General features: G+C 59.8%; 16 protein-coding genes. 2 read left to right on the top strand and 14 right to left on the bottom strand.

From position 1 onward, the window contains the following. Positions 1-18 precede the first annotated feature (18 nt). The 3 genes from ACA069_RS01080 to ACA069_RS01070 are packed head-to-tail and all read right to left on the bottom strand — an operon-like array spanning position 19 to position 5245. Complete coding sequence (locus tag ACA069_RS01080; RefSeq protein WP_497615944.1) at positions 19-3084, bottom strand: efflux RND transporter permease subunit; 3066 nt, start codon at positions 3082-3084, stop codon at positions 19-21. Continuing rightward, positions 3081-4145: an efflux RND transporter periplasmic adaptor subunit gene (locus ACA069_RS01075; RefSeq protein ID WP_497615942.1), complete on the bottom strand. Its 1065-nt coding sequence runs from the start codon at positions 4143-4145 to the stop codon at positions 3081-3083. Before ACA069_RS01075 ends, ACA069_RS01080 begins: the two co-directional genes overlap by 4 nt. After that, the gene (locus ACA069_RS01070; RefSeq protein ID WP_489879642.1) at positions 4142-5245 is read right to left on the bottom strand and encodes an efflux RND transporter periplasmic adaptor subunit; all 1104 of its coding nucleotides are present in this window, start codon (positions 5243-5245) and stop codon (positions 4142-4144) included. The genes ACA069_RS01075 and ACA069_RS01070 overlap by 4 nt, the downstream gene beginning before the upstream one ends. A gap of 107 nt (positions 5246-5352) precedes the next feature. On the opposite strand from ACA069_RS01070, the gene ACA069_RS01065 reads away from it, so the two are divergent. Further along, positions 5353-6549: an AAA family ATPase gene (locus ACA069_RS01065; RefSeq protein ID WP_497615940.1), complete on the top strand. Its 1197-nt coding sequence runs from the start codon at positions 5353-5355 to the stop codon at positions 6547-6549. Between the two features lie 226 nt (positions 6550-6775). Here ACA069_RS01065 and ACA069_RS01060 read toward each other — a convergent pair whose 3' ends face one another. The 11 genes from ACA069_RS01060 to ACA069_RS01010 form a co-directional block, all read right to left on the bottom strand. Beyond that, positions 6776-7648: a transporter substrate-binding domain-containing protein gene (locus ACA069_RS01060; RefSeq protein WP_497615938.1), complete on the bottom strand. Its 873-nt coding sequence runs from the start codon at positions 7646-7648 to the stop codon at positions 6776-6778. After that, the gene (locus tag ACA069_RS01055) at positions 7645-8427 is read right to left on the bottom strand and encodes an amino acid ABC transporter ATP-binding protein (RefSeq protein WP_401264774.1); all 783 of its coding nucleotides are present in this window, start codon (positions 8425-8427) and stop codon (positions 7645-7647) included. Before ACA069_RS01055 ends, ACA069_RS01060 begins: the two co-directional genes overlap by 4 nt. After that, positions 8424-9083, bottom strand: coding sequence for an amino acid ABC transporter permease (locus tag ACA069_RS01050; protein WP_497615936.1), 660 nt, complete (start codon positions 9081-9083; stop codon positions 8424-8426). Before ACA069_RS01050 ends, ACA069_RS01055 begins: the two co-directional genes overlap by 4 nt. Beyond that, positions 9064-9729: an amino acid ABC transporter permease gene (locus ACA069_RS01045; RefSeq protein ID WP_401264769.1), complete on the bottom strand. Its 666-nt coding sequence runs from the start codon at positions 9727-9729 to the stop codon at positions 9064-9066. The genes ACA069_RS01050 and ACA069_RS01045 overlap by 20 nt, the downstream gene beginning before the upstream one ends. Before the next feature lie 501 nt (positions 9730-10230). After that, entirely contained in the window at positions 10231-11028 is a 798-nt protein-coding gene (locus tag ACA069_RS01040) for a MetQ/NlpA family ABC transporter substrate-binding protein (RefSeq protein ID WP_497615933.1), read from the bottom strand. Between the two features lie 167 nt (positions 11029-11195). Continuing rightward, positions 11196-12128 carry a sigma 54-interacting transcriptional regulator gene (locus ACA069_RS01035; RefSeq protein ID WP_497615931.1) on the bottom strand — a complete coding sequence of 311 codons (933 nt, stop codon included), beginning with the start codon at positions 12126-12128 and terminating at the stop codon, positions 11196-11198. A 56-nt stretch (positions 12129-12184) separates the two neighbouring features. Next, positions 12185-12766, bottom strand: a complete 582-nt coding sequence (locus ACA069_RS01030) for an alpha/beta hydrolase (RefSeq protein ID WP_187679362.1) — start codon at positions 12764-12766, stop codon at positions 12185-12187. A gap of 276 nt (positions 12767-13042) precedes the next feature. Further along, positions 13043-13444: an ExbD/TolR family protein gene (locus ACA069_RS01025; protein WP_497615929.1), complete on the bottom strand. Its 402-nt coding sequence runs from the start codon at positions 13442-13444 to the stop codon at positions 13043-13045. A gap of 1 nt (position 13445) precedes the next feature. Further along, complete coding sequence (locus ACA069_RS01020) at positions 13446-14171, bottom strand: MotA/TolQ/ExbB proton channel family protein (RefSeq protein WP_401264765.1); 726 nt, start codon at positions 14169-14171, stop codon at positions 13446-13448. A 45-nt stretch (positions 14172-14216) separates the two neighbouring features. Further along, a complete protein-coding gene (locus ACA069_RS01015; protein ID WP_497615928.1) occupies positions 14217-15029 on the bottom strand; it encodes an energy transducer TonB in 813 nt (270 codons plus the stop codon). Between the two features lie 304 nt (positions 15030-15333). After that, positions 15334-17694 carry a TonB-dependent receptor gene (locus ACA069_RS01010; protein WP_497615926.1) on the bottom strand — a complete coding sequence of 787 codons (2361 nt, stop codon included), beginning with the start codon at positions 17692-17694 and terminating at the stop codon, positions 15334-15336. Positions 17695-17859: 165 nt separating this feature from the next. On the opposite strand from ACA069_RS01010, the gene ACA069_RS01005 reads away from it, so the two are divergent. After that, a complete protein-coding gene (locus ACA069_RS01005; protein WP_489879632.1) occupies positions 17860-18804 on the top strand; it encodes a LysR family transcriptional regulator in 945 nt (314 codons plus the stop codon).

Below are 18804 nucleotides of genomic sequence, written 5' to 3'. Positions count from 1 at the left end.
AAAGTGTAACGAGAGCAATCAATGGTTCGATGAGGTTGAGTCCTTCTTCGGCTCGCGAATCTTGTACCAGGCCACGTACAGCGCCGGCAGAAACAGCAGCGTCAGCAGCGTCGCAATCACGATCCCGCCAATCATCGCGTAAGCCATCGGCCCCCAGAACACTTCCCGGGCAATCGGGATCATGCCCATGCTGGCCGCCGCTGCCGTCAGCAGAATCGGCCGGCGTCGATGTTCAGTGGCTTCCACCACCGCGTCCCACGGCGCCAGCCCCTTCTTCTCGAACTCATCGATCTGCGTCACGAGGATCACCGAGTTGCGGATGATGATGCCGATCAGCGCCAGAATCCCGAGGATCGCCACGAAGCCCATGGGCGTGCCGGTCGGCACCAGCGCCAGCACCACGCCGATCAGCCCCAGCGGCGCGACACTCGCCACCAGAAACATCTTCTGCACGCTGTGCAACTGGATCATCAGGAAGGTCGCCATCAAAAACAGCATCAATGGCAGCACCTTGGCAATCGGCCCCTGAGCCTTGCCGCTCTCCTCGACCGTACCGCCAGTGGCGACTTTGTAGCCGACCGGCAGTTTTTCGGCGAAGGCATCGATCGCCGGTTTGAGCAGTTTCACCAGGTCGGTCGGCTGAATCTCGTCGCGCACCGACGCCTTGATGGTGATGGTCGGCAAACGGTCGCGACGCCACACCAGCGGCTGCTCCAGTTCATAACGCACGGTGGCGAACGCCAGCAGCGGAATCGACGTGCCGCCCGGCGTGACGATTTGCAGGTTCTGCAGGGTTTCCGGCGTACCGCGCTCGGAATCCACGGCGCGACCGACCACGTTGATCAGGTAGATATCGTCATCGACCTGGGTCAACGGCGAGCCGCTGACGATGCTGTTCATCAGGTTCGCCACGTCTTCGGACGACAGCCCGAACTGGCGCGCCTTGTCCTGGGCGATGTCGATGCGCAGGACTTTGCCCGGCTCGTTCCAGTCGTAAATGATCTCGCCGATGTGCGGGTTCTTGTCCAGTTCGGTGGCCAGATCGATGGCGTGTTTACGCACCTGATCGATGTCCTTGCCGCTGACCCGGTACTGGATCGGGCGACCCACGGGCGGCCCCATTTCCAACGCCTGCACGTAACTGCCGATACCGACGAAGTCCTTGTGCAAACGCTCACGCAGACGCTGGCTCAGGGCTTCGCGGGCCTCGAAGTCTTTGCTGACGATGACCAGTTGCGCGTAGTACGGGTTCTGTAATTGTTGATCGAGCGGCAGGTAGAAACGGATCGCACCCTGGCCGATGTAAGTGCTCCAGCGCACGATGTCCGGATCACCCTTGAGGGTTTCCTCCAGCTTGTCGACGGCCTTGCGGGTTTCGTCGATGGAAGCGTTTTGCGGCAGGTTCAGGTCGACCAGAATTTCCGGGCGATCCGAGGACGGGAAAAACTGGTTCTGTACAAAGCGCATGCAAAACACCGCCAGCACAAAGCACACGACCGTAATGCCAATCGCCCACCAGCGGTTGCGCATCGACCACAACAGACCATGGTTGAACGCACGACCGACGCGCCCGGGCTCGGCCGCATGGGGTTTCACGTTGGCGCTGAGAATGTGCACACCGATCACCGGCGCAAAGAACACCGCCACCACCCACGACACCAACATCGCCACGGCGATGACCGCAAACAGCGTGAACGTGTATTCACCCGCCGAACTGGCGTTGAGGCCGATGGGCACAAAACCGGCGACCGTCACCAGCGTACCGGTGAGCATCGGGAACGCCGTTGAGGTGTAGGCGAACGTCGCCGCCTGCTCCCGGGTTTCGCCCATTTCCAGACGTGTGACCATCATCTCCACGGTGATCATCGCGTCGTCGACCAACAGGCCGAGGGCGATGATCAATGCGCCAAGGGAAATCCGCTGCATGGTAATGCCGCTGTATTCCATGAACACAAACACCATCGCCAGCACCAGCGGAATCGAACACGCCACCACCAGCCCGGCACGCACGCCGAGGCTGATGAAGCTCACCACCAACACGATAATCACCGCCTCGAACAAGGCGCTGGTGAAGCCGCCGACGGCCTCTTCCACCACCACGGCCTGATCGGAAACCGTGTGTACACCAACGCCTACCGGCAAGTCGGCGGTGAGTTGATCGATGCGCGCGTGCAGCGCTTTACCGAACTCCTGGACGTTGCCGCCCTTCTGCATGGCAATCGCCAGACCGATCGCCGGTTTGCCATCGAAGCGGAACTCCGGAGTCGCCGGATCGACGTAACCGCGACTGATATCGGCAATGTCGGCCAGACGATAGAAGCGGTCATTGAGCTTGAGATTGACCTCGGCCAGATCCTTCTCCGAGGCGAACTGCCCCGACGTGCGCACGGAAATCCGCTCTGGCCCGGCCTCGATCACCCCGGCGGGTGTCACCGCGTTCTGCGATTGCAGGCTCTGCACCACTTGGCGCTGATCGATGCCCAGCGCCGCCAGTTTGCGCGTGGAGAAGTTCAGGTAAATCACTTCGTCCTGCTGGCCGACCATCTCGATCTTGCCCAGCCCCGGCACATTGCGGATCTCGGCGCGCGCCTGTTCCACGTAATCGCGCAACTGGCGCATGGTCAGGCCGTCGGCGGTAAACGCGTACACCGAGCCGTAGACGTCACCGAACTCGTCATTGAATCCCGGCCCTTGAATGCCCTTGGGAAACTGCCCGCGAATGTCGTCGATCTTCTTGCGCACCTGATACCAGATTTGCGGGATGTCCTTGGCGCTGGTGGTGTCGCGCAGGTACACATACACCGTCGATTCGCCGGGGCGCGTGTAGCTTTTCACGTAGTCGAGCGAATCCAGTTCTTCGAGTTTTTTCTCGATGCGGTCGGTGATCTGCTTGAGGGTCTCTTCCTGGGTCGCACCCGGCCATTTGCTCTGGATCACCATGGTCTTGATGGTGAACGACGGATCTTCTTCACGGCCCAGATTGAAGTAAGAAAACACCCCCATCAGCAGTGCAACGAACATCAGATACCAGACGAACGACTGATGCTTGAGGGCCCATTCGGAGAGGTTGAAAGAGCCTTTCATTGACTGTCCTCGTCAAGTTTCACTGATTGTCCGGGTTTGAGGCTGTTCACGCCGGCGCTGACGACCTGCTCGCCGTTCTTCACACCGCCGGCCAGCACCACAGTGCCATCGGTGCGGCTGATCACGCTGACGTCGCGCGGGTTGACGGTTTTGTTTTGGGTATCGACTACCCAGATCCGCGTTTTACCGTCGACCTCCTGTATCGCCGTGGCGGGCAATTCGATGCGCGGCTTGATCGCCGAACTGAGGGTCACGCTGATCGCCGTGCCGAGACGGAACCCGGGCGGCGTGTCGGCCAGGGTCAAACGGGCGCGACGGGTACGCGTCGCACTTTGCGCCTGCGGTTCGATTTCGCGGATGGTCGCTGTGGTGTTAATGCTCGGATCGAGTTGCGCGGCCACCAGAAACACCACGTCGCTGGGGATCTGATCGACGAGGGTGTCCGGCAGATCGATCACGGCTTCCTTGATGTCCGGTTGCGCCAGCGTCACTACTTGCTGGCCGGCAGTGACCACTTGCCCGGCTTCGGCGTTCCACGCGGTGACCACGGCTTTGTGGTCGGAACGCAACTGGGTGTAGTCGAGTTGATCCTTGCTCTGGTTGACCGCCGCCCGCGCCTGCTCCAGCGAGGCCTGGGTGGTTTTCAAATCAGTGGTGGCGATGTCCAGTTGCGCCTGCGCGCCAACCCCGCGATCAAACAGCGCTTGCTGACGCCGGGCGTTGGCCTGTGCATTGATCAGTTGCGCCTGAACCCTGGCCAGATCGCCTTGGGCAGAGCGCAACTGGTTCTGTTGGTCGGAGGGGTCGAGCGTGGCGAGCAGCGTGCCCTTCTCGACTTCGGCACCGACGTCGACGTTGCGGCTGGCGATGCGCCCGCCGACACGGAAACCGGTGTTGCTCTCGTAGCGCGCCTGAATGCTGCCGGCGAAACGGCCGAGGGTTTCCTCGTTCAGCGCCTGGACCTTGATCGACAGCACCGGCCGCACCGGCTCCGGCGGCGGTTCGTTTTTCGAGCAGGCGGCCAACAACACAGCCACGGACAACAGCCCCAGACGCCTCATGGCTGTGCTCCCGGTTGCAGATCTTTATAAGTGTTTTCGGCGATCTCGACTTTAATGCCCGGGTGCAACAACTGCCCGCCGGCGACGACGACTTTCTCGCCGCCCTTGAGGCCTTCGCTGATGATGACTTTGCCGGTCAGATAGCGCCCGACCGTGACCGTGTGCAATTGCGCCAGGCCCTGATCGTCGACCATCCACACGGCGGGGTCGCTGACGTTTTTGGTCAGCGCCGACCATGGCAACTCGACCGCCGATTTGCCGCTGCCTTTGGCCGTGGCGCTGACCACCGAACCGAGCTGCATGCCCGGCGGCAGTTTGTCGAGGGTGACTTTGACTTGCACGGTACCGGACTGCGCAGACACCGCTGGGGTGATTTCGCGCACGGTGCCGGTGGTTTTGATGTTGGGGTTGTCGAGCAGGCTGACCACAATCGAGCGATCTGACGGCCGCTCGGCCAGCAGCGATTCGTACACGTTGAACACCGCATCACGGTCGCCGTCACGGGCCAGACTGAAAATCGGTGCGGTGGCCTGCACCACTTGGCCGACCTCGGCCTGACGCTCGGTGATGATCCCTGGGGCATCGGCAATCAGCGAGGTGTAGCTGAGCTGATCCTTGGCGTTGGCCAGTTGCGCCTGAGCGGCGCTCAATGCGCTTTGGCTACTGCGCAACGCCGCCTGGGCGGAATCGTATTCGCTCTGGCTGGTGTAACCCTTGGGCAACAGTTTTTGCTGGCGCACGAATGCCGCCGCAGTCTGCTTGACCCGCGCCTGTTCGGCGACGACTTGAGCTTGAGCCGAGTCGACGTTGGTCTGCAAATCCTTGGGATCGAGTTTGGCCAGCACTTGCCTGGCCGTGACACGGTCACCGACATCGACCATGCGCTGAATGATCTTGCCGCCAACGCGGAACGACAATTCAGTCTGCACGCGGGCCTGCACGTCACCGGTGAGAGTCACGGCAGCCGCGTAATCCGCGGGCTTGACCTCTTGCACAAAGACCCGTGGCAGGTACTCCTGCGGGGCTTTTTCCTCGCCACAGGCGGCGAGCAAAGTGAACAGGCCCAGCATGACCACTGTTTTCAATCCGGGACTCGCCATGCAGACTCCTTCCTTTGTACGAACGTGCAAGTGACGATACGACTGTGAGCTTAGAACAGGGTTCAACGTTCGCCTTGGGGAACACGACATTAAAGAGAAGGATTTTCATGCTCAAGACCCTCGCGGTGGCCAATTACCGCTCGATCAATAAATTGGTAATCCCGTTGGGCCGACTGAACCTGATCACCGGCCCCAACGGCAGCGGCAAGTCCAACCTCTATCGGGCCTTGCGTCTGTTGGCGGAGACCGCACAGGGCGGCGTGGTCAATGCGCTCGCTCGTGAGGGCGGGCTGGACTCGACCTTCTGGGCCGGTCCGGAAACCATCAGTCGACGCATGCGCAACGGAGAGGTGGCGATCGAGCCGACGGTGCGCCAGGGCGTGAAGCGTTTGCGCCTGGGGTTTGCCGGGGAGGATTTCAGTTATTCGATCAGCCTGGGGTTGCCCGACTCCAACGGCCATTTCATGTTGCCCGAGCACGCACAGCCGATACCCTCGCTTTTCAGCCTTGATCCGCAAGTCAAACGCGAATGCATCTGGGCCGGGCCGCTCTATCGCCCGGCCAGCCTGCTGGTGGATCGCGACGGGCCGATGATCCGCGCTCGCGCCGAGCGCAAATGGGATGTGCTGGCGCAACACACGCCGAACTTCGACAGCCTGTTCGATCAGGTCGGCAGCTTGCGCAGCTCACCGGAAGTGTTCCAGATGCGCGAATTCATCCGCCGCTGGCGCTTCTACGATCATTTTCGCAGCGACGCCGACGCCCCGGTGCGCCAGCCGCAACTGGGCACGCGCACACCAGTGTTGCATCACGATGGGCGAGATCTGGCGGCAGCGTTGCAAACCATCATTGAAATCGGTGACCCCGAAGCGTTGCATACGGCGATCAGCGATGCGTTCCCGGGCGCACGACTGCGCATCGAACCGCAATCCGGCGGACGCTTTGCCATCGAGTTTTATCAGGAAGGTTTGCTGCGACCGCTTTCGGCGGCAGAGCTGTCGGATGGCACGTTGCGCTATCTGCTGCTGATCGCCGCACTGCTGACGCCACGACCGCCGTCGCTGATGGTGCTGAACGAACCGGAAACCAGTCTGCACCCGGATCTGTTACCGGCATTGGCGCGGTTGATCATTCGCGCCTCGCAGGAGTGTCAGGTGTGGGTGGTGTCCCATGCTCGTCGCTTGATTTCGGCGTTGCAGGAAGACCCGGAGTGCAATTGCATTGTGCTGGAGAAAACGCTGGGGCAGACCGGGATTGTCGGCCAGCGGGTGCTGGATGAGCCGGCGTGGAATTGGCCTGACTGAGTGAGGCGTCCGGCCAAAAGCCCCTCACCCTAACCCTCTCCCGGGGGGAGAGGGGACTGATTGGGGGATGCTTCAGAGATACGCCGACCTGATCATGCTGTACCGGATCCATAATCGACTCGGTATTTCAGGTCGATGTTCGACGCAAGACAACTCGGTCGGCCCCCTCTCCCTCCGGGAGAGGGCTGGGGTGAGGGGAAAGTCTCACCGCCGATCTACCAGGCACTCACCCCTGCCACTTCCCACCCTCAACAATCACGCTCTCAGGCTTGGTGTCATCACTCAATTCTTTACGCACATATTGGTCGTACAGCTTGAGCAGATATTTCTCTTCACCCAGTTTGGCCAATTCGGTATTCACCCAGTCACGCAACTCGATGTTGCCCTTCTTCACCGCCGGCGCAATCGGCGCTTCGGCCCCGAGCTTTTCCTCCAGCACGCGATAGCCGGGGTTCTGCTTGGCCCAGCTGAACAGCACCAGATTGTCCTGCGCATAGGCGTCGCCACGGCCATTGGCCAGGGCTTGCAGCGACTCGGAGTTTTTCTCGAACTTCAGCAGCTTCCAGTCCGGGTGATTCTTGGTCAGCCAGATATCCGCCGTCGTACCCGTGGTAACGATGGTGGTGCGAGTCGCCAGGTCATCGAGGTTTTTCACTGAGCTGTTCTGCGGCACCAGTGCCTGCACCGCCACCTTGAGGTTCGGATTGGTGAATTCCACCGCTTCCTTGCGCTCCGGCGTCACGGTCATGTTGGCGAGGATCAGGTCGACCTTGTCGCTTTGCAGGAAGGGAATGCGGCTGGCCGGTTCCACCGCGACGAACTCGACCTTGTTCTCGTCGCCGAGCAGATCCTTGGCAAATCGGCGGCCGATGTCGGTATCAAAACCCACATAACGCCCGGCCTCATCGACGAAGCCGAACGGCGGCTTGTCGGTGAACACGCCGACGATCAGTTTGTCGCGGGCTTTGATCTTGTCCAGATAACCGGCCGGCGCGGTGCTTTCGCTGGCGACTTTGGGCTTTGGCGGTTCTTCGGTTTTATTGCAGCCGGCGAGCAATGCGAGGCTGAGGAGAGGCAGTAAAAAAGCGGCAGTTTTCATAGCAGTTCCAGTTCCTTTGTCGGATTCGTTTTTGGCAGTGTTGCAACGAAGGAGAACTTCTCCAGAAACTGCTGCGCGCGTGCGGTTTGCGGGTTCGTAAAGAAAATCTCGGGCGGGGTCTGTTCAAGGATGCGCCCGGCATCCATGAACACGATGCGATCGGCCACCGCGCGGGCGAAGGCCATTTCATGGGTGACGATCAACAGGGTCATGCCCTCGCGGGCCAGGCCCTGAATCACTTGCAGCACTTCCTTGACCATCTCTGGATCGAGGGCGGCGGTGACCTCGTCGAAGAGCATCACCCGTGGGTTCATGCACAGCGAACGGATGATGGCGATGCGTTGTTGCTGGCCACCGGAGAGCTGTCTTGGATAAGCATCACGCTTGTCCGCCAGACCGACGCGATCAAGCAAGGCTTCGGCTTGTTGCTGCGCTTCGCGGCGCTGACGCTTCTGCACTTTGAGCGGGCCGAGCAGCACGTTGTCGAGCACACTCATGTGCGGGAACAGGTGATAACTCTGGAACACCATGCCGATCTGCTGACGCACTTCGCGCCAGTCGGTGGTCTTGTCCAGCAGTTCGCGCCCGGCAAATTTCAGGCTGCCGCTGTGAGCGCTTTCCAGACCGTTGAGGCAACGCAGCAAAGTGCTTTTGCCGCAACCGCTGGGGCCGAGGATGACGATCACTTCGCCTGACTGCACGTGCAGGTCGACGCCGCTGAGCACCTGTTGCTCGCCGTAGAATTTGTTGAAACCGTGAAACTCGATCAATGCACTCATGCTTGCGTCCAGCGCCGCTCCAGCACGCGCGAGGCAGCCGAGAGCGGGTAGCAGATGAAAAAGAAAAACAGGAACAGCGCGCCGTAGATCAGCACCGATTCGTAGGTGCGCTCGATGATCTGCTGGCCGACCTTGATCACGTCGACCACGCCGATCAGCACCGCCAGCGAACTGGTCTTGATGATTCGCGTGTAGACGTTGATGGTCGGCGGCGTCATGCGTTTCAGCGCTTGCGGCAGCAGCACGTAACCGAAGAGCTGCGGGGCGCTCAAGCCAATCGACAACCCCGCCTCACGCTGCCCGCGCGGCAATGAATGCAATGCGCCGCGCGCCACTTCACCCACTTCGCTGGCGCCCCACAGCGACAACACCAGCACCGCGCACCAGAAGCTCGGCAGGCTCACGCCAAAGAAAATCGGCAGACCAAAAAACAGCAAGTACAGCCAGACCAGCACCGGAATCGCCCGGAACAGCTCCAGATACACCCGCAGAATCGCGTTCAGCCACGTCACATTGAGTGTGCGCAATACGCCGTAGAGCACACCGCCAACGGTGCTGATAGCGATACTCAATAAAGAGATCGACAAGGTTTGCCCGGCGCCTTTTGCCAGTTGCGGCAACGACACCCAGAGCAATTCAAGACCCGAACTGGCCATGCTGGAGCCTCCTTTCCAGGCGGCTGAGCAACAGCGACAGCGGCAAAAACAGCAGCACGCAAATCAGCGTCAGCACGGCGAGCATTTCGTAGGTTTTGTAGTAGAGCGCGATATAGCTCTTGGTGGTGTAGAGGATTTCCGGCACCGCCACCGCCGAGACCACGGTGGTTTCCTTCAGCAGGAAAATGAAATTGGCGAACAGCGACGGCAGGCTGAGGATCCCCGCTTGCGGCAGGATCACGTAGCGCAACAACTGGCCGTGGGACAGGCCGATGGAGCGGCCCGATTCCAGTTGCGCCTGCGGCACCGCATCGACGCCCGCACGCAGCACTTCGGTGAGATAGGCGCCACCGAGGAAGGTCATGGTGATGATCGCGGCGGTGAAGCCGGAGACTTTGATCCCCAGCGCCGGCAAGGCGAAATAAACGAAGAACAACTGGATCAGCAACGGCGTGTTGCGCGCCAGCTCCACATACAGGCCGACGGCGCGCTGCAAGTAAGGCGTGCGGAACACCAGAATCGTCGCATTGAGCAGCGCCACCAGCAGCGAGGTGCCAATGGCGATCAAACCGACCTGCAGCGTCACGCCCACGGCTTTGAGAAACGCCGGCAGGGTGCTGAGCATAAAAGCGTAATCGAAGGTCATGAAACGTCCTGTACGCCGCTCGGTAAGCGACGGTGGTGCAGTCCATGGACAGCGGATAACTGCCCAGCAGGAAGCGACTTTATAGGTATAAAAACGAGAATTTAAATACCGTTAAAGCATATTGATATCACCCAAAAAACTATCCTGTGGGTTTGCCGGGAAGGAATAAGAAGGCTATTTTTCCTTTCGCTGTAGGAAGGATCTTTTTTTCATGAAAGCCCTCCAAGGACGAACAGCTTTTGGCCAGACTCCCCCGGCCGAATCATTACAAGGAAGAGAACATGGACGTAAAAGTGCCGCAGCGACTGGATCCGCAGGACATCGTGAAATTGCTTATGGCGTTGCGCCGCGCGTTGAAAGCGCAAACGGCCTGAGCCGTTAACCTGCTCATTCCCACGCTCTGCGTGGGAACGATCATGAATCGAGCACACACAAAAACGCCGATGACTATCACTAGCCATCGGCGTTTTTACATCTTGAAGGGTTCACTCAAGCGTCAGATCAGAACGCCGGCAGTACCGCGCCGTTATACTTCTTCTCGATGAACGCTTTGACTTCCGGGCTGGTCAGGGCTTTGGCCAGTTTCTGGATGGCGTCGCTGTTCTTGTTGTCCTCCCGGGCAACGAGGAAGTTCACGTAAGGCGAATCAGCACCTTCGATCACCAGCGCATCCTTGTTCGGGTTCAAACCGGCTTCCAGCGCGTAGTTGGTGTTGATCATGTCCAGATCAACTTCCTTCAGAACGCGTGGCAGCAGCGCCGATTCCAGTTCCTTGAACTTGAAGTTGTGCGGGTTCTTGGCGATGTCTTTCGGCGTTGCCAGGGCGTTTTTCGGGTCTTTCAACTCGATCAGACCAGCCTTCTGCAGCAGGATCAGAGCGCGGCCGCTGTTGCTGCCTTCGTTCGGGATGGCGATGGTTGCGCCGTCCGGCAGTTCAGCCAGCGTCTTGTACTTGCTCGAGTAGCCACCGAACGGTTCAACGTGCACGCCTTGCACAGTCACCAGGTACTTGGACTTGTCGTCCTTGTATTTGCCCTGGTTGAAGCTGTTCAGGTACGGCAGGGTCTGGAAGTAGTTGGCATCCAGACGCTTCTCGCCCACCTGTACGTTCGGCTGCACGTAGTCGGTGAAGACTTTGATTTGCAGATCCACGCCTTCTTTGGCGAGGGTCGGCTTGATCAGCTCAAGAATTTCAGCGTGCGGCACCGGGGTCGCCGCGACGACCAGTTTCTCGCCGGCCTGGGCCAGGGAAGCCGTCAGAGCAGCCGCCAATGCGGTAAACAACAGAACCTTTTTCATGCAGTGTCCTTATCGAAAATCACGGTCGCTGATGGCGACGGCATCTAATACGTGTGCCAGTGAAGTGATATCGCTGGCGTGAGGCGGACAATACCGGGATTTTTTATTCCCGGACAATAACGTTTATTCAGCTTCATATTCCATTTTGTTCATGTTGAACGAAATGGTTACAAACGCTCGCTCAAACTAATCAGCAACTCTTTCAACGCCTTACGTTCGCCAACGCTGCCACCGACGTTGATTTGCGTCACCAGCCGTTCGATTTGAACCTGCGGGCCAGACGCGTCGGGCAGGTTCAGGTGCTCCGGCAAGATCTCGTCGCCGGTGCTCACCAGCAAGGCAAAGTGAATGACGTTTTCCAGCTCACGGGTGTTGCCCGGCCAGCTATGTTGCTCCAACAGATGCTGCGCCGCCTCACTGATCAGCGGCACCGGCAGGTCCAGACGCTGGCTGTAGATGCCGAGGAAATACTCGGCCAGCGACAGGATGTCGCCGATTCGCGCGCGCAGCGCCGGCAACTCCAGTTGCCCTTCACTGAGGTAATGGTAGAGCCGCTCATGGAATTTCCCGGCGTCCACTGCTTGCGCCAGATCAATGCTGGTCGCCGCCACCAGCCGCACATCCACCGGGCTCGGCTGAGGCGCACCGACGCGGGTGACTTCGTGGTTTTCCAGCGCTGCGAGCAATTTGATCTGGATCGGCAGCGGCAGGTCGCCGATTTCATCAAGGTACAAGGTGCCGCCATTGGCCGAACCGAACCAGCCCGCACGACTGCTGGCCGAACCGCTGTAACTGCCGGCGGCATAACCGAACAGCTCGGCATCGGCGTAGGTCGGGCTGATCGCGCCGCAATTGACGGAAACGAACAGACCACTGCGATCACTGGCGCGGTGTATGTGCCGGGCGAGCAGTTCCTTACCGGTGCCGGTCTCGCCGCGAATCAACACCGAAATCGAGCGTGGCGCCAGTTGCTCAAGCTCTTCGCGCAACTGGCGCGAACGCGGATCGACGAACACCAGCGCTTTGGCGCGAATGCTCAGGGGGCTTTTTTCCGCATCGGGAAAGGTCAGCAACGGCTGACCGAAAGTATCGAAACTCATGGCAGACTCCCGCCCACAACCGCCGGCAGACGGGGGCGCTTAAAGAAACAGGAAAATCAGGCGCGACGTCGAGCGTTATGTTCCATGCGGTTTTGCAGGCGATAGAGATAGGCAAAACCCTGCTCCCAACGCTGATGCCCGGACTTCACATTGATGTGTCCGGCACCGGCCAGAATCCCCGCCTCTGCGCCCCAGTTACGCGCCAGCTCCAGAGCACGCGGCGCGCTGACGGCGGCGTCGTTGTCGGAGCTGACGACCTGGCTGGGGAACGGCAAAAGATCACTCGGAATCGGCGCGAAATTGCGCAGCGCCGGCGCGCAGGTCGGGCGCTCGACATCCGCTGGCGCGACCAGCAAGGCACCGCGTACCTGACGCAGGTATTGCAGCGGCGCGGTCGCCGCCCAATGGGCAACGGTGACGCAGCCCAGGCTGTGCGCGATGAGGATGACCGGGGTGCTGTCGGCGGCAATCGCCTCGGCCAGCGCGGCGACCCAGTCTTCACGGCGCGGGGTCAGCCAGTCAGCCTGTTCCACCCGCGCACTGTTCGGCAGGCTGTTCTGCCAGTGGGTTTGCCAATGATCTTCTGGCGATCCTTGCCAGCCCGGCACAATCAGGTAGCGAATTGATTCGTTGCGCATGGGGAGCTCTCCTGCGTGTCTGTTCCTGGTCGAGTATAGGGAGGGGATTTATATTCGTTAAGGAATAAGAAGCTATTTATTAAGACCTGAAAAGCATATCTCTGTTTTGTGTAGGAGCTGCCGAAGGCTGCGATCTTTTGATCTTGATGTTTAGAGGCAAGATCAAAGGATCGCAGCCTTCGGCAGCTCCTACAGAGGAAGGGTGGGAGATAAATCGGAGATAAAAAAAGGGCCGCACCCTGCCAAGGAGACGGCCCCGGAAAATCGAAAATTCTTCTACCGCGCCGTGATCACCGACAACCTGGTAATCCCCGCCCGCTCAATCGAGGCCATGGCCCGCGCCACTTCCCCGTAATTCACTCCGTCATCCGCCTGCAACTGCACGCGCACTTCCGGGTCTTTGGCCTTGGCCGACTTGAGGTTGAACTCCAGCAAGTCCGGCTTAATCTCGTCCTTGTTGATAAACAGTTTGCCGGCGCCGTCGATGCTCACCACCAGCGGGTCTTTCTGCTCCACCGGCGCGACCGCTTCGGTCTTTGGCAGGTTGATCGGTATCGCGTTGGTCAGCAGTGGCGCGGTGACGATAAACACCACCAGCAGCACCAGCATTACGTCCACCAGCGGCGTCACGTTGATCTCGCTGAGTACCTCATCACTGTCTTGCGTGGAGAAGGCCATATCAGGACGCCTCCTTCACTTTTGCTGTATTCCCTTGCGTGGCAACCTTGTGCGCCGTCGGGTGGATCAGCACGCGGAATGCACTCTTCTGCGCCAGGCTGTAGAAGTCGTGGGCGAAGTCATCCAGATCGGCAGCAGTCAGTTTCAAACGCCGCAAAAAGTAGTTGTAAACCAGCACTGCCGGGACTGCGACGGCGATCCCCACACCCGTTGCAACCAACGCCGCACCGATCGGACCCGCCACTGTTTCCAGGCTCGCCGAGCCAGCCGCGCTGATGCCTTTCAACGCTTCCATGATTCCCCATACCGTGCCGAACAAACCAATGAACGGCGACGTACTGCCAATACTCGCGACCACCGCCAGACCGGTCTCCAGCGAACGTCGTTCGCGGACGATCTGCTGACGCAGTGCTCGCTCCAGACGATCCTGATGGTTGATCGCATGGCTCAAATCATTGGCCTGCGGCGCCTCGCCCACCTGAATCGCCGCGTAACCGGCCTGTGCCACCCGCGCGGCGGCGCCAGGTTGGGTTTCGCTCAACTCGGCGGCGGCATCCAGACTCGACGCCGCCCAGAAGCGTTTGTGAAATTTTCGATCCTGCGCTTTCAGACGACCGAACTGCACAGCCTTGAGCAGCGCCAGCCCCCAAGTCGCGACGGAAAAAACCACCAGCAGCCAGATCACCGCGCTTTCGATGGATTCCAGTGGAGATGCCAGTAACGTCATGATGTGTTCCCTCGTGTAAACATTTCGCGCGAATTAGGTTTCGGTTTAATGAATCTTGAAATCGATGGGCACGCTGACCCAGCCGTCCTGGGCGACATCACCCTGCTTGGCCGGAACAAAACTCCAACGCTTGACCGCGTTTAATGCGGCGTCGTCGAGTTGCTGCCGGCCACTGCTTTGCTGAATCTGGATCTCACCCGGTTTACCGCTCGCCAGCACATGCACGCGCAGCAACACCGTGCCTTCCCAACCGCGTCGCTGAGCCAGCGACGGATATTCCGGCGCCGGGTTCTTCAGGTATGCGGCGTTGGCCGAGGCCGGCGTTACCGGCGCCGGCGCGGGTGGTGCAGGTGGCGCCGGGGCAGCGGCTGGAGCTGTCGGTTGTGGCGGTGCGGGTGGCTGTTGAACGGCTTTGGGGGCCGGTTGCTCGACTGGTTTCACCACGGGTTTCGGTTTGGGTTTCGGGATCAGTTTCGGTGGCGGGGGTTTTACCGCCAGTTCGTCCTCCACCGGCGGCGGCTCGACTACAGGCGCGGGAGGTGGCGGCTCGATCACCGGAGGCGCTGGCGGTGCCGGGCGCGAAAACTCGATGGTCATCGGTGGAATTTCCGGCGGCACAATCGGCAGCGCCGGGGTTGGATGCTGATTGATCCAGTAGATCACCGCGCCGTGCACCACCAAGGCCAGCACACCGAGCAGGATCGTTTCGCGCCGGCTCAGAATGCCTTTGGGCGCACGCTGCAAACGCAGCTGCCCCAACGGCACGCGATGGAGCCGGCCTAGATCGACCAATTCGCCACTCGGCGTCTGGCGCCACAGCAATTCCTGTGCGCTGGCGGCGGTCTGGACATTGCCCATTGATACACTCCCTGCGGTCTTTTTTACGTTCTCTGCAAAAACTGCCGATTCACCGTTTGTTGAATCCCCCACGGCGAATCGCTGGTGAATCATTGGGGCTAGACGCTTATCTCTGAAAGTAATCTTTAACGTTATGGATAGGCGTTTATGGAATATGAGTTTTGATAAATTACGCCAAAGCCACGCGCCACAAGGGCTGTAGGGATGGACTGAAAAACACATGCTTTTCAGGCATTGAAAGTATTCACACAGCGCATTGATTTCGCCTGTCGGGGCAGCATCACGCAGCCCCTTGAAGGATCAATCAGAAGTCGTAGCGACCGGTGACGCCAAGGGTGCGCGGGGTGCCGAGCAGGCCTTCATAACCGCCGTTGCCACCGGTCCACAGGGTCGTGTAGTAGGTTTTGTCGAAGGCGTTTTTCAGCCACAGCGAGACGTCCCACTGACCCTGATTGAAATCGCCGCGAAGGCCGGTGGAGAAGTTGACCACCGCGTAACTCGGGATCTGGCCGTAGTCGGAGTCCTCGACCGTGCCTACCGCTTTGGAGCGAAATGCGTAGCTGGCGGTGACGTAAGGTTCGAAGCCGTTATCCAGATTCCATTTGTATTCGCCGTTGGCGTTGCCGATCCATTTCGAGGCGCCGACCACTTGATGGCCGCTGAGGTCGCAAGAGGCCGGCGCGCCAGGCGCCTGGCTGACTTCCGGAGGGCACGGGGCATCTTTGTACGAGAGGTAGCTGACGTCGTTATAGGAGCCGTTGATGTTCAAGGTCAGTCCACGTAGCGGGATCACCGTGCTTTCGAACTCGACGCCGCGCGAACGCACAGAACCGGCGTTGGTCAGGTATTGCACGCGGTTTTCGGCGTCGTAAGCGTTGGTCTGGTAGGCGTTGACCTGCGTCCAGAACACATTGGCGTTGAATTGCAGCCGGTGATCCCACAGCGTGCTTTTGAAACCGAGTTCGGCGTTGTTGGCGCGCTCGGTGCCGATCAGCAACGAGTCGGCACCGGCCACTGGCGCCGAACCCACCGCAAGGTTGACCCCGCCGGACTTCTCGCCGTGGGACAACGTCGCATAGGTGAGTACGTCATCGGTGATGCGGTAGCTAAGGTTGAGCAGCCCGGACGGGCTGGAGCTGTACTGGTTCAAGTCGCCGGAATCGTAGGCGCCCGCCCGCCCGCGTCGCGCCGTTGCGGCAGCACCGGTGACCGTCGCGCCACCGACCGGGGCATTGCGCGTGACCCAGGCGCTTTTTTCTTCATAGGTGCCGCGCACCCCGGCGGTGAAATCCAAGCGCTCGGTGAGGTGCCATGTGCCTTGGGCGAACAGGGCAAAACTGTCGGTCTTGATGTGGCCGTTACCGACGCTGGTCACATTGGCCAAAGCACCGGCCGGCGTGCCGTTCCAGATATCCGCTTGCGGGCCGTAATAAGCGAAGGACTTGTTGTCCAGATTGTTGCCGAAATAGTACGCACCCACGACGTAATCAAAGAACTCGCCCTTGGGCGAGGCCAGACGAAATTCCTGCGAATACTGTTTGTCTTCCACCGACACCCCGGCGTTGTAGCTCGCCGGCACATTCAGACCATCGTCGTTTTTCGGGGTGAAATTCCAGAAACGATAGGAACTGACCGAGGTCAGGGTGAAGTCGCTCGGCAGCGTCCAATTGGCCTCAACCGACGTGCCGCCCTGATGCACGGTGACGTGCTGGTCGTTGTCCAGATTGACCTTGCGGTGCGAGCCATTGACCAGCGTCGCGCCGGCCGCATTGGCTCGTGACTCGTAGAGATTAACGCCGTTGATGGTCGGCCCGGTGTTGTACAGCACGCGAGTGCCGGCGCTGGAGTCCTCTTCGTTGTAGTCGCCAATCCAGCGCAGGTTGAAGTCTTCGTTGGGCTTGAACAGCAGTTGCGCACGGAATCCGTCGCGTGAACCGCCGTTGAGGTCATGGCCGTCGTATTCGTTCTTGATGTCGCCATCGCTGCGCGTGCGATAGGCCGAAAAACGTCCGGCGAGTTGGTCGTTGAGCGGCCCGGAAATCGTGCCCTTGGTCTGGAAGTAGCCGTCCTCGCCGACCGAGGTTTCAATGCTGCGCTCCGGGGTGAAGGTTGGTGCACGGGTATTGATGTTGATCACCCCGGCCGTGGTATTTTTGCCGAACAGTGTGCCTTGCGGCCCTCGCAAAACCTCAAGCTGTTCGATGTCCATCAGATCGAAAACCGCCATCCCCGGGCGGCCCAGATACACGTTGTCGATGTACAGACCGACGCTGCCTTCCAGGCCATCGCTGGCCGGGTTGTTGCCCAATCCGCGAATCGACACGCTGGACTGGCGCGCATGCATGTAGGCGACGTTGACGCTGGGCACCAGTTGCTGCAAATCCTGAATCCGGTAGACCCGTTGCGTCTCCAGATTCTGCCCGCTGACCACGCTCATCGGCGTCGGCACATCCTGCGAACTTTCTTCGCGGCGGCGAGTGGTGACGGTCACCGTTTCCAGTTGTGAGCTGTTAGCCACAGGTTTGCCTGCTGGAACCGGCGCCGGGGTTTCGGTATCGGCGGCGTAGCTGTGAGTCCAACTGGCGCTCCCCGCCAGCAGCAGGGCCAGAGGCAGGCGTTTGAGCCGTCGTGGTGTGAGGGGTGACGCAAGGTTCAACGGACTCATGGCGCGGCTCCTGGTCAAAAAACACACAGACATACTCAGTTCTGCATATTCTTTTAAGTTATTTATTTATGTTTTTACAAAGATTTACTGCATAAGAGATTGCCTTTATAAGGAGTCGACCTAATGCATATCCAATGCATTTCCCGGATATTTTTTATGTGAAAAATGCATATCGATTTGCGTCAACTTCGTCACTTCATCGCCCTGGCTGAACAACGCAGCTTCGTCGCCGGCGCGCAGGCGGTGAACCTGTCGCAGTCGGCGTTCAGTCGCAGCATTCAGGCGCTGGAACACAGCGTCGGCTGTCAATTGGTTGATCGCGGGCGCAAGGAATTGCCACCGACCAAACAAGGCCAGGTACTGCTCGAACATGCGCGGCGGCTGGTCAGCGGCGCGCAGCAGATGGCCAACGAGATCAGCCAGTTCAATGGCCTCGAGGCGGGGGAGTTACGTTTCGGTTGTGGCCCTGCGCCAGCGGCGGGATTGGTCCCGCGGGCGATCGGCAGTTTCATCGGGCGTTACCCGAAAGCGCGGGTGCAGTTTCAGGTCGATGACTGGCAGAGCTTGAGCAAGCGCCTGCTCAGTGAGGAGTTCGAATTCTTTGTCGCTGACACGCGGCACTTCGAGGCTGATCCGGATTACCTGACGCATCGACTGCGCCCGCGCAAATGGCATTTCTGCTGCCGCGCCGGACATCCGCTGAGCGGTTTTGATCGGGTCTCGGCCGAGCAATTGATGAGCTACCCGCTGGCGGTGAGCATCCGTCCGCCGAACCTGCGCAAGGTCATCGTCGACCTCAGCGGCCGGCCGGATTTCACGCCGAATGTGGAGTGTGAAAACAGCTCCAGCCTGTTGAGTGTGGTGCTGCGTTCGGACGCAATCGGGATTGTCGGCGCGTATTCCGATGCGCTGCATCAGGCCAAGGGAGATCTGGTGTGTTTGAAGATCGAAGGTCTGGCCGATGATCTGGAAGAGTTGTACACCCGCTATGGGATTGTCAGTCGGGCGGGGTATCGGCTGTCGCCGCTGGCTGAGGCGATGATTGAGCAGATCAAGGCAATTGATGCGGTGGATGAAGAGGTGTGTTCACTGGATGGGCTCGCTGTCTGA

The sequence above is a fragment of the Pseudomonas sp. LBUM1652 genome (assembly GCF_059716105.1).
Note: the sequence above shows the minus strand (reverse complement) of the source record. Positions and strands in the feature narration are given on the sequence as shown.

Coding starts and splice junctions, on each gene's coding strand:
- ACA069_RS01080 (WP_497615944.1), bottom strand. CDS start 3,084: ATGAAAGGCTCTTTCAACCTCTCCGAATGGGCCCTCAAGCATCAGTCG.
- ACA069_RS01075 (WP_497615942.1), bottom strand. CDS start 4,145: ATGAGGCGTCTGGGGCTGTTGTCCGTGGCTGTGTTGTTGGCCGCCTGC.
- ACA069_RS01070 (WP_489879642.1), bottom strand. CDS start 5,245: ATGGCGAGTCCCGGATTGAAAACAGTGGTCATGCTGGGCCTGTTCACT.
- ACA069_RS01065 (WP_497615940.1), top strand. CDS start 5,353: ATGCTCAAGACCCTCGCGGTGGCCAATTACCGCTCGATCAATAAATTG.
- ACA069_RS01060 (WP_497615938.1), bottom strand. CDS start 7,648: ATGAAAACTGCCGCTTTTTTACTGCCTCTCCTCAGCCTCGCATTGCTC.
- ACA069_RS01055 (WP_401264774.1), bottom strand. CDS start 8,427: ATGAGTGCATTGATCGAGTTTCACGGTTTCAACAAATTCTACGGCGAG.
- ACA069_RS01050 (WP_497615936.1), bottom strand. CDS start 9,083: ATGGCCAGTTCGGGTCTTGAATTGCTCTGGGTGTCGTTGCCGCAACTG.
- ACA069_RS01045 (WP_401264769.1), bottom strand. CDS start 9,729: ATGACCTTCGATTACGCTTTTATGCTCAGCACCCTGCCGGCGTTTCTC.
- ACA069_RS01040 (WP_497615933.1), bottom strand. CDS start 11,028: ATGAAAAAGGTTCTGTTGTTTACCGCATTGGCGGCTGCTCTGACGGCT.
- ACA069_RS01035 (WP_497615931.1), bottom strand. CDS start 12,128: ATGAGTTTCGATACTTTCGGTCAGCCGTTGCTGACCTTTCCCGATGCG.
- ACA069_RS01030 (WP_187679362.1), bottom strand. CDS start 12,766: ATGCGCAACGAATCAATTCGCTACCTGATTGTGCCGGGCTGGCAAGGA.
- ACA069_RS01025 (WP_497615929.1), bottom strand. CDS start 13,444: ATGGCCTTCTCCACGCAAGACAGTGATGAGGTACTCAGCGAGATCAAC.
- ACA069_RS01020 (WP_401264765.1), bottom strand. CDS start 14,171: ATGACGTTACTGGCATCTCCACTGGAATCCATCGAAAGCGCGGTGATC.
- ACA069_RS01015 (WP_497615928.1), bottom strand. CDS start 15,029: ATGGGCAATGTCCAGACCGCCGCCAGCGCACAGGAATTGCTGTGGCGC.
- ACA069_RS01010 (WP_497615926.1), bottom strand. CDS start 17,694: ATGAGTCCGTTGAACCTTGCGTCACCCCTCACACCACGACGGCTCAAA.
- ACA069_RS01005 (WP_489879632.1), top strand. CDS start 17,860: ATGCATATCGATTTGCGTCAACTTCGTCACTTCATCGCCCTGGCTGAA.